Below are 8,565 nucleotides of genomic sequence, written 5' to 3'. Positions count from 1 at the left end.
CGTGGGCTCGGAGATGTGTATAAGAGACATCTTCTACCTTGGTGGTATAGCTAGGAGAATTCATCACTTCAACATTTGCTCCCCCATTAAGGTTCCATGTAATTTTATCTGTCAAGTATGGAATCTTGAGTATGAAATCAAAACTATTGCCCAAACAAAAATTTGTGGAGGCCACCGTGCTTCCACTTTGAAAAGCCTGAATATTACTTTTAAGGTTTTTTAAATCTGTACCTGCCAGATAGGCATAGGACTCAACATTTCCATATCCATAAGCTATAGCAGTAAAACCTCCGGCAGCAACTAACCTATGTTGATCGCTAGAATTGGTTACATCAATTACCGCATAACTATAATCGCTGTTATCAATGGGTTTAAACTGGCTGGCAATTGAAGCACCATCCAAAGTAAAGCCCGCTATATCTATCGTTTTGATAATAACGTTCAAGAAATATTTTACAATATTCGTGTTTACCCCCGCAACACTGTTCAGTCTTGAATAAACCGTAATATCTTTCAGGGTTTGCTCAATTGGATTTAAGATGGTCATTTCTGGGTCACCAGCATAAACCACGCCCTGTGCAGTGGTTGCCCCATTGTTCAGGTTACAGGTTTGTGAAGTTTGATATTGCGCCACGGCAATAGGCGAACTGGCCTTGATGATATTAGGTTTAGTTGTAAAAAAAGTAATAATACTTCCCTTGTTGTAAGGATTTGACAGAGGTGTTCCATTGGCAGAAGTTGTACTTCCATTCACATTAACCGTGGTATTATCTTCGGCCACAATTATCCTGATTACATCTGTATTTCCATTTAGTGTATTGTAGAATGGAGAAGAGACAAAGTTTTTGCCCCAGGCAGTAACCGGAAATAACTGCTGGAATAGATTATCGCCACCATTTGGTATCCTTGAGTTTCCATCTTCGCAAAATGCAGACCAGGTGGTTCCCGAAAAAACTGCAAAAGGTGTACAACCAGAAATTGCCTTAAGATGTGTGCCGGTTAAATCATTAACAGATTGGTACTGGTAAACATCTCCTTTATTTAAGGTAATTTGAAAAGGAACATTGGCTAATCTATTGCCATCTCTACTGCTTTGTTTGGGGGTGATCTCAATAACTGACTGATCTTGAACACCTACAATGGTAAATTCGGAATAAGGTGTTATATTAGAGCTTCCCTTGTTCTGATAAGAAAAGACATAGTATTCTCTTTCCAATGTAGAAGTAGGCAATACCAGTGTAGACCCTGTCCGTGCATTATTCGAAATAACACAATATAATGATATAGGTTCGCCAGTAGTTACATTGATACCTTTATTTATTTCCTTTACATTAGAAGAGCCTATATATACCCCATGTTGATTAGGATCAATAAATACAGGGGTTACTATGTTAGCGGTAATCATTCCGCTTGCAATCGTTAACCCATTTGACTTAACGGTATAAGTCGTATTTATATCAGAAGATAAAAACAAAGTCATCCTAGAGGTCAATCCATCAATATGTCCAGCATAAGCCACCCAAAAGTCTTTCCCTTTGTTAGAGGTACTTTGGGCCAATAATTTGAGATTACTTATGAAAAACAAAATTCCAAAAAAAACGAGCAATAGTCTGTTTTTCATCTGATGTTCAAGGTAGAATTAGTTTTAATAATTGAATTGGTTATGGTGCATTAAATTTATCTATATAATTATTCAATTATCCCCTTAGTATCGTCAAATCCTGATTTTGTATCGACCAATAAAACAGGCTTGCAAGAAGAAGACTGTTCAAACAAAAAGCATTACATGCTATCGCAGAAATACTCGTTTATAAAGCTATGACAATAGGTTCTGACGGGCAATAAATTCAAGTTGTTTGTTGGCTATCAAGAGCTTTTCGGTAAGTTCTTTGTTTTCTTTTCTCAAGGTATAGATCTCAATTGCCTTATCAATGTTTATCCTTAGGTCTTCTTCCATCCATGGTTTTTGAATATACCGATAGACCTGTCCCTTATTAATAGCGTCTATTACCGCATCAATATCCGTATAACCAGTTAAGATCATCCGAATGGGCTCTGGATGTTTTTCTAAAATAGAGGCCAAGAATTCTACACCTGTTGTTTTAGGCATTCTTTGATCCGTGATGACCACCTGAATATCTTGTGTATCTAAAATTCTTCTACCTTCATCGGCAGAATCTGCTGTAAACACTTTGTACATACGGCGAAAGGTGGCCGAGAAAGCGCTTAAATTATGTGGTTCATCATCAACGTAAAGGATATTCGCTGTCATTTTGTGCTAATAAAAAGTTAAAAATACTTTTTTATTGTAATTCTAAAAAACTAATTTAGTCTTTTAAGAAAGAAAACACGTACTTTGCTCAGAAACAATCAAATTATTTCCATTAATAATGTACTCACAGGCCGAAACTCCCCGTCGATTATCTAAGCTCATTGAGCAAGCACAAACACAAAAAAACATCTACAAACCCCTCCTATTTAGACTAAATCAAGCAGAAGATTGTAAAAGATTTGAGGAACTGTTGGCTACTACGCCCAATGTCCAGGTTTTTGACACGATACAAGAACAAGTGGCGGAATTAATGAGGTGCATTAACCCTAGTATTGTTTTTTTACCTCCTACCGAGCTTCAAAACGCAGTAAAACAGAAATTTTCCACCGGCCCTATTGAAGAATACGGGGTATGGGCATATTATCCCTGGGCGGGCAAGTTGGTCCACCTATTGGACGAACCGGAGTTTAGTATAGTAAGAACCAACAGAAATAAACACAAAATAACCGATAAGGAGCAGGCTTTACTTTCCACCAAAAAAATTGGTGTGATGGGCCTTTCCGTTGGCCAATCTGTATCATTAACATTGGCCATGGAACGTGGCTTTGGCGAATTAAGGATTGCCGATTTTGACGCATTGGACCTCAGCAATATCAATAGGATCAGAACTGGGGTATATAATATTGGTGTTCCCAAAACGGTTATCGTAGCTAGAGAAATTGCCGAGATAGATCCTTTCCTAAAGGTAGTTTGTTTTCATGAAGGAATTACAGAAAGCAATATCAATGATTTTCTAACAGGCAATGGCAAATTAGACCTGTTAATTGATGAATGCGATAGCTTCGACATCAAAATCAATGCTAGAAAAACAGCCAAACAACTCGGCATTCCTGTTTTAATGGAAGGCAGCGACCGGGGCACCATAGACATTGAAAGGTTTGACCTGGAAAAAGACCGGCCAATCTTACATGGAATGGTAGAACATTTGGACATGGAGCGCTATAAATCACTGACCACCCTTGACGAGAGAGTTCCATATATCACGGCAGTAACTGGTTTAGAAACTTTGTCGCCAAGAATGAAAGCCTCAGGAGTTGAGCTCATGGCCACCATATCAACCTGGCCTCAATTGGCCAGTGCAGTAACTTACGGGGGTGGAATTACTGCCGATCTATCTAGAAAGATATTACTGGACCAACTAAAAATTTCAGGAAGGTTTTTCTTAGATCTGGACGAATTGATCAGTGATCCACCAGCTATTGCTAAAGCTCAGCCTTTACCCCATGCTTCCAAAACACCGTTGAATAGCGAAGACTTTAGCTCTTTCATTATCAAAAACAACCTCTCTGCTAAACAAAAAGAGAGTATACCACTTTCAGAGCAGCAATTATTAAGCTTAATAGAGGCGGCTAAACAGGCGCCTTCAGGCGGAAATAACCAGCCTTGGCATTGGCATTATCAAGATGGACAGCTTCACCTATTTCTAGATGAAAGTTCTGCGCTAGCTTATTTGGATCCCCAATTCATTTCCTCTTATATATCTATAGGAGCAGCCATAGAAAACCTGTTGCTAGCAGCCTCGGCACAGCACCTCAAGGTAAATTGGCACTTTACCCCTCAATATGCGCCAACCCATATTGCCCTATTTAACTTTTACGATGGCCATTCCCCTTCCGAGCAGGAGTTGCTATTGGAAAAACAAATTTCACTAAGGCATACCAATCGCAAAATTACCCCCAAACAGGAAATAGGTGCAGAGCAGTTTGAATATTTAACAAAATTAACTGAACAGGTAGAGGGTGCCCGGCTTAAATTTGTAACAGATCCGGAAAAGATCAAAACATTGGCCGCCATTTCTACACAGACAGATTTGCTTAGGATGTTTATTCCTGAAGCTTACGAAGATTTTATTACAAGAGAAATGCGTTGGACCATAGACGAGGCCAAAAGCACAGAAGATGGAATTGGTATCCATACCCTGGACCTAAGTAACACAGACCAGGTAGGTATCCGTTTATTGAAAGACGAACGGATGGTCAGATTCCTCCAAGAGATAAATGGAGGTAGCGGTTTTAAACGACTTTCCATGCAGCAATTCATGTCCTCTTCGGCCATTGGACTAATCAGCATGCCTGCCCATGATGCAGTATCGTTGATCTCTTGCGGAATTGCAGCCGAAAAGTTATGGCTTGGTGCTACCTCATTAGATTTAAAAATCCATCCAATTAATGTACCACTTATCTTTTTCTATAAAAATAAAGTAGAGAATAACCTTCCTTTACCCGAGGAAATTAAACTTCAATTAACTGGTGCAGCACAAACACTGAATCATATTTTTGATAATGTTGATCAGCAAGCACTATTTATGTTTAGGATCTTCAGGGCAAACGCATCTCCAGAGCGAACTATCAGAAAATCAACCACTAAAATTTTATCCATTGGAAGAGTCTAAACCAGTCATTAAAGATCTATATTTCAGAGCCTTTAGAGCTATTGAAGACCGGGCTTCCTGCATGAAGTTTATTGAGGGTCATACGCATGTTTTAGAAATATATGGCATTACACAAATTACCTCCGCAAAAATAGATTGGGTCATTAACCCCGACATCTATGTGATACTTGTAACTGCCGACAAAGAAGGCACGGGAAGAGCATTAGCCGGTGGCAGGATTCATATTGCCAACAGAAAAAACCCTTTGCCCATAGAAACTGCAGTTGGAGAAATGGACAGCAGAATTTTTCAGATGGTAGAAGAACGTACAGATGCCAAAACAGGAGAGTTTTGTGGCCTATGGAATTCTTGGGAAATTGCCGGATTAGGCATTGGCAGCATTGAATTAAGTATTGCCAGCGTAGCTTATGCCGGAATACTGGGAATGGGTTCTCTATTTGGACTTTGCGCACCTGCCACCTACAGAAATTCTATCAAAGGAGGCTTTAGGGTAATTAGAGAAATTGGGATTAACGGTAAATTTTATTATCCCAAGGAAGATCTTACCGCAACGTCGATATTAATTGATGATGTAGCCGAACTCTCACTTGCACACGAAGACATAAAAGCCGATATCATGTCCTTAAGGGCAAATCCTATTAATCAGAAACAATTAATAACCAAAAATGGCGATATCATCAACTTACATTTTGACCTATCTGCTCATTAAAATGAGAAAGAATGTCTTTTATTTTATTTCGACATGCTTACTCGTGTTTCTTATTCCCATAGGATTACATGCAAAAGACGATGGCAAAACCATTAAAGTTGACCGATTTTATATTTATGAAGACCAAACGCACCAGGAAACTATCAATAGTGTTGCCAAAAAAGATTTCGTTCCTACAAAATCAAACATACTCAACTACGGATTAAGCAAATCTATATATTGGATAAAATTCAATCTGAATACACAGCCCACCAATAACACCTTAATCTACCTGGACCAATCTAGGCTATCCGTAGCGGAAATGTATCTTGTTAAGAACGATAAGATTACAAGCGTCCCCCAATTCTTGGGCCTTCCTTCCAAACTAGCCCAAGGCGTATCGTTTAATTTAAACACCAATATTGATAGCCATACTGACATATACTTAAAACTACAGACCAAAGAAATGTTTATTGTACCTATCAAGGTATATGAAAAAAGCACCCTGCTAGATTTTTTCTCTATGCGACAGGTGTTTTTTGGCATTTATACCGGTATAATGGCCGTTATGTTTATTTATAATTTATTTCTTTTTGTAATTATCAGAGATCGAAATTATTTATTCTACATCTTTTACATATTATTTACCTGGCTTGCCCAAATCACCATACAAGGTTATGCCATTAAATACTTTTGGTCTGAAAATAGCCCTATAAATGATTATGCCACAGTACTATTTTCTTGTATGGCCATATTGTTCGCAAACTTGTTTACCATTTCTTTTTTGGAAATCAAGACCTATTTTAAAATAGGCTACAATGTACTGACTGTCATCTTTGTATTGATTATCGGTAATATCCTTCTTATATTCATTGCCGGAAATTACATTGCATTTATACTCATGCAGGTCATTACATCCGTTGGTGCGCTTATCGCATTATTGATAGCCATTTATGTATACTTCAAAAAACATTTCAAGCCTGCCGGTTTTTATTTGGTAGCATGGTCTATCCTATTGATCGGTACCTTTATGTTCATCATGAAAGATTATGGATTTATACCCTATAATAATTTCACCATTTATCTTTTACAAATTAGCGCTGGTATAGAAGTAATTCTGCTTTCTTTTGCTTTGGCCGATAAGATCAATTTCTTTAAAAAGGAAAACGAGTTGGCACAAGCCCAGGCCCTAAGTGCCTCACTTGAAAACCAGAGGCTGATCAAAGAACAAAATGTTGTACTAGAACAAAAAGTTAAAGAAAGAACCGAAGAATTAGAAAGTGCCAACGGTACGCTGAACATCACCCTAAACAATCTTAAATCTGCCCAATCGCAACTTGTTGATGCCGAAAAAATGGCTGCCCTGGGTCAGTTGACTGCTGGTATTGCGCATGAGATCAACAACCCGATCAACTTTGTGACCTCTAATGTTAAGCCTCTACAGCTAGATATTGATGACCTCAAGGAAATCATTAAAAAATATGAAAACATTGACCTTACCGGAGACATAGAGGCTCAGATCCATCAAATCGAAGCCTACAAAAAACAGATCGACCTAGATTTCGTAAACAACGAAATTACCAGCCTTCTTTCTGGGATCAATGAAGGAGCAAAACGAACAGCAGAAATCATCAGAAGCCTAAGAAATTTCAGCAGGCTAGACGAATCTGACATGAAGCCTATAGACCTCAACGAAGGCCTTTTATCTACGCTGGTACTGGTCAGGAACAACTTGCCCGATAACCTTACCGTAATAAAAGACTTGGGAAATCTGCCAAAAGTAGAGTGTATGCCGGGTAAAATAAATCAAGTTTTTATGAATTTGGTTTCAAATGCCATACAGGCTATTAAAATTAAGGAAGTACAACAGAAAGAAGAGTTTTTGACCATTAAAAGCTGGTATGATAAACAACAGGTATTCATAAGCATCAAAGATACCGGAACTGGTATGAGCGAGGAGGTTAAGCACAGAATTTTCGAACCTTTCTTTACCACAAAAGATATTGGCGAAGGTACTGGTCTTGGACTATCGATCGTTTTTAGCATTATAGAAAAGCATAAGGGAAATATAGAAGTTAACTCTAAATTAGGGGAAGGAACTGAATTTATTATTACCTTGCAAGTAAATACACCATAAACTATTTTATATTATGAGCATATCTACCGTACGTGTCTTATATATAGACGATGAAGAAAACAACCTTCAGGCCTTTAAAGCTAGCTTTAGGAGACAGTACGAAATATATACCGCCATCTCTGCCATAGAAGGGCTTAGAATATTAGAAAACGTAGATATCCATGTGATCATTGCCGATCAGAAAATGCCAAACACCACTGGTGTTGAATTTTTCAAAAGCATAAGCAATACTTTTCCAGATCCCATACGCATTTTACTTACCGGTTATACAGATATAGAAGCTTTGGCCGATGCCATTAATCATGGCGATATCTATAGGTATATTACCAAACCATGGAACGACCTGGAGCTTCATAATTCCATTAAAAATGCCTACGACGCCTATAGATCAAAAATAGACCTAAGAAATAAAATCACGGAACTTCAAAAAACCAATGATGAACTCAACAGGTTTATCTACAGTATTAGCCACGAACTCAGGGCACCGCTCGTATCTGTCATTGGCATTATCAACCTGGTTAAGATGGAAGGTCTATACCAATCTAGCGGAGAGTATTGGGGCCTTATCGAAACCTGCTCGAATAAGCTCGACTACTATATCCAAAAGACACTCCAGTACTACAAAAATTCCAAAAACCTACTAGATCATACAGAAATTAACTTTAAGGAACTTATCCAAGACCTTATTGATCTTTACAGCTATGCAGATAAGGATACCCCTTTTAACGTTAATATAAAACAAGACGTTGTATTTGTGGGAGACATGTTCAGAATTGAGGTCATACTCGGCAATCTCATATCAAACGCAATAAAATATCAAAAGTCTGGCGAACCCAATAAAACAGTAAATATAGATGTTGAGGTGAGAGATTATGAAGCCTTAATTAATATAAATGATAATGGAATGGGTATCTTGAAAGAACACCTTGAAAAAATATTCATGCAGTTCTTTAAAAGCAAAACCCACCATGGTAGCGGCCTAGGCTTATTCATAGTAAAAGAAGCATTGAATAAGA

6 protein-coding genes are annotated in these 8,565 nt (G+C 38.1%); 4 read left to right on the top strand and 2 right to left on the bottom strand.

Translation table 11 applies throughout. The annotated features are described in order from the left end of the window. Both JHD79_RS22155 and JHD79_RS22150 read right to left on the bottom strand, forming a co-directional pair. Positions 1-1,621, bottom strand: a 1,621-nt coding sequence (locus JHD79_RS22155; protein ID WP_199121545.1) for an IgGFc-binding protein, incomplete at its 3' end; no start/stop codon positions are given. A gap of 195 nt (positions 1,622-1,816) precedes the next feature. Next, a complete protein-coding gene (locus tag JHD79_RS22150; protein ID WP_199121544.1) occupies positions 1,817-2,272 on the bottom strand; it encodes a response regulator in 456 nt (151 codons plus the stop codon). Positions 2,273-2,390: 118 nt separating this feature from the next. On the opposite strand from JHD79_RS22150, the gene JHD79_RS22145 reads away from it, so the two are divergent. The 4 genes from JHD79_RS22145 to JHD79_RS22130 form a co-directional block, all read left to right on the top strand. Continuing rightward, positions 2,391-4,724 (top strand): Rv1355c family protein, encoded by a 2,334-nt coding sequence (locus JHD79_RS22145; protein WP_199121543.1) that lies wholly within the window; start codon positions 2,391-2,393, stop codon positions 4,722-4,724. After that, positions 4,711-5,433: a hypothetical protein gene (locus tag JHD79_RS22140; protein WP_199121542.1), complete on the top strand. Its 723-nt coding sequence runs from the start codon at positions 4,711-4,713 to the stop codon at positions 5,431-5,433. The genes JHD79_RS22145 and JHD79_RS22140 overlap by 14 nt, the downstream gene beginning before the upstream one ends. Position 5,434: 1 nt before the next feature. Next, on the top strand, positions 5,435-7,549 hold the full coding sequence (locus JHD79_RS22135) for a 7TM diverse intracellular signaling domain-containing protein (RefSeq protein WP_233164839.1): 2,115 nt from the start codon (positions 5,435-5,437) through the stop codon (positions 7,547-7,549). Positions 7,550-7,562: 13 nt separating this feature from the next. Next, the coding region (locus tag JHD79_RS22130) for a hybrid sensor histidine kinase/response regulator (protein ID WP_199121540.1) at positions 7,563-8,565 on the top strand (1,003 nt) is incomplete at its 3' end.

Origin of the sequence: Pedobacter sp. ASV28 (genome assembly GCF_016428855.1) — a bacterium.
Lineage (GTDB): Bacteria > Bacteroidota > Bacteroidia > Sphingobacteriales > Sphingobacteriaceae > Pedobacter.
This window is presented reverse-complemented; position numbering and strand designations above follow the sequence as displayed.

Coding starts and splice junctions, on each gene's coding strand:
- JHD79_RS22150 (WP_199121544.1), bottom strand. CDS start 2,272: ATGACAGCGAATATCCTTTACGTTGATGATGAACCACATAATTTAAGC.
- JHD79_RS22145 (WP_199121543.1), top strand. CDS start 2,391: ATGTACTCACAGGCCGAAACTCCCCGTCGATTATCTAAGCTCATTGAG.
- JHD79_RS22135 (WP_233164839.1), top strand. CDS start 5,435: ATGAGAAAGAATGTCTTTTATTTTATTTCGACATGCTTACTCGTGTTT.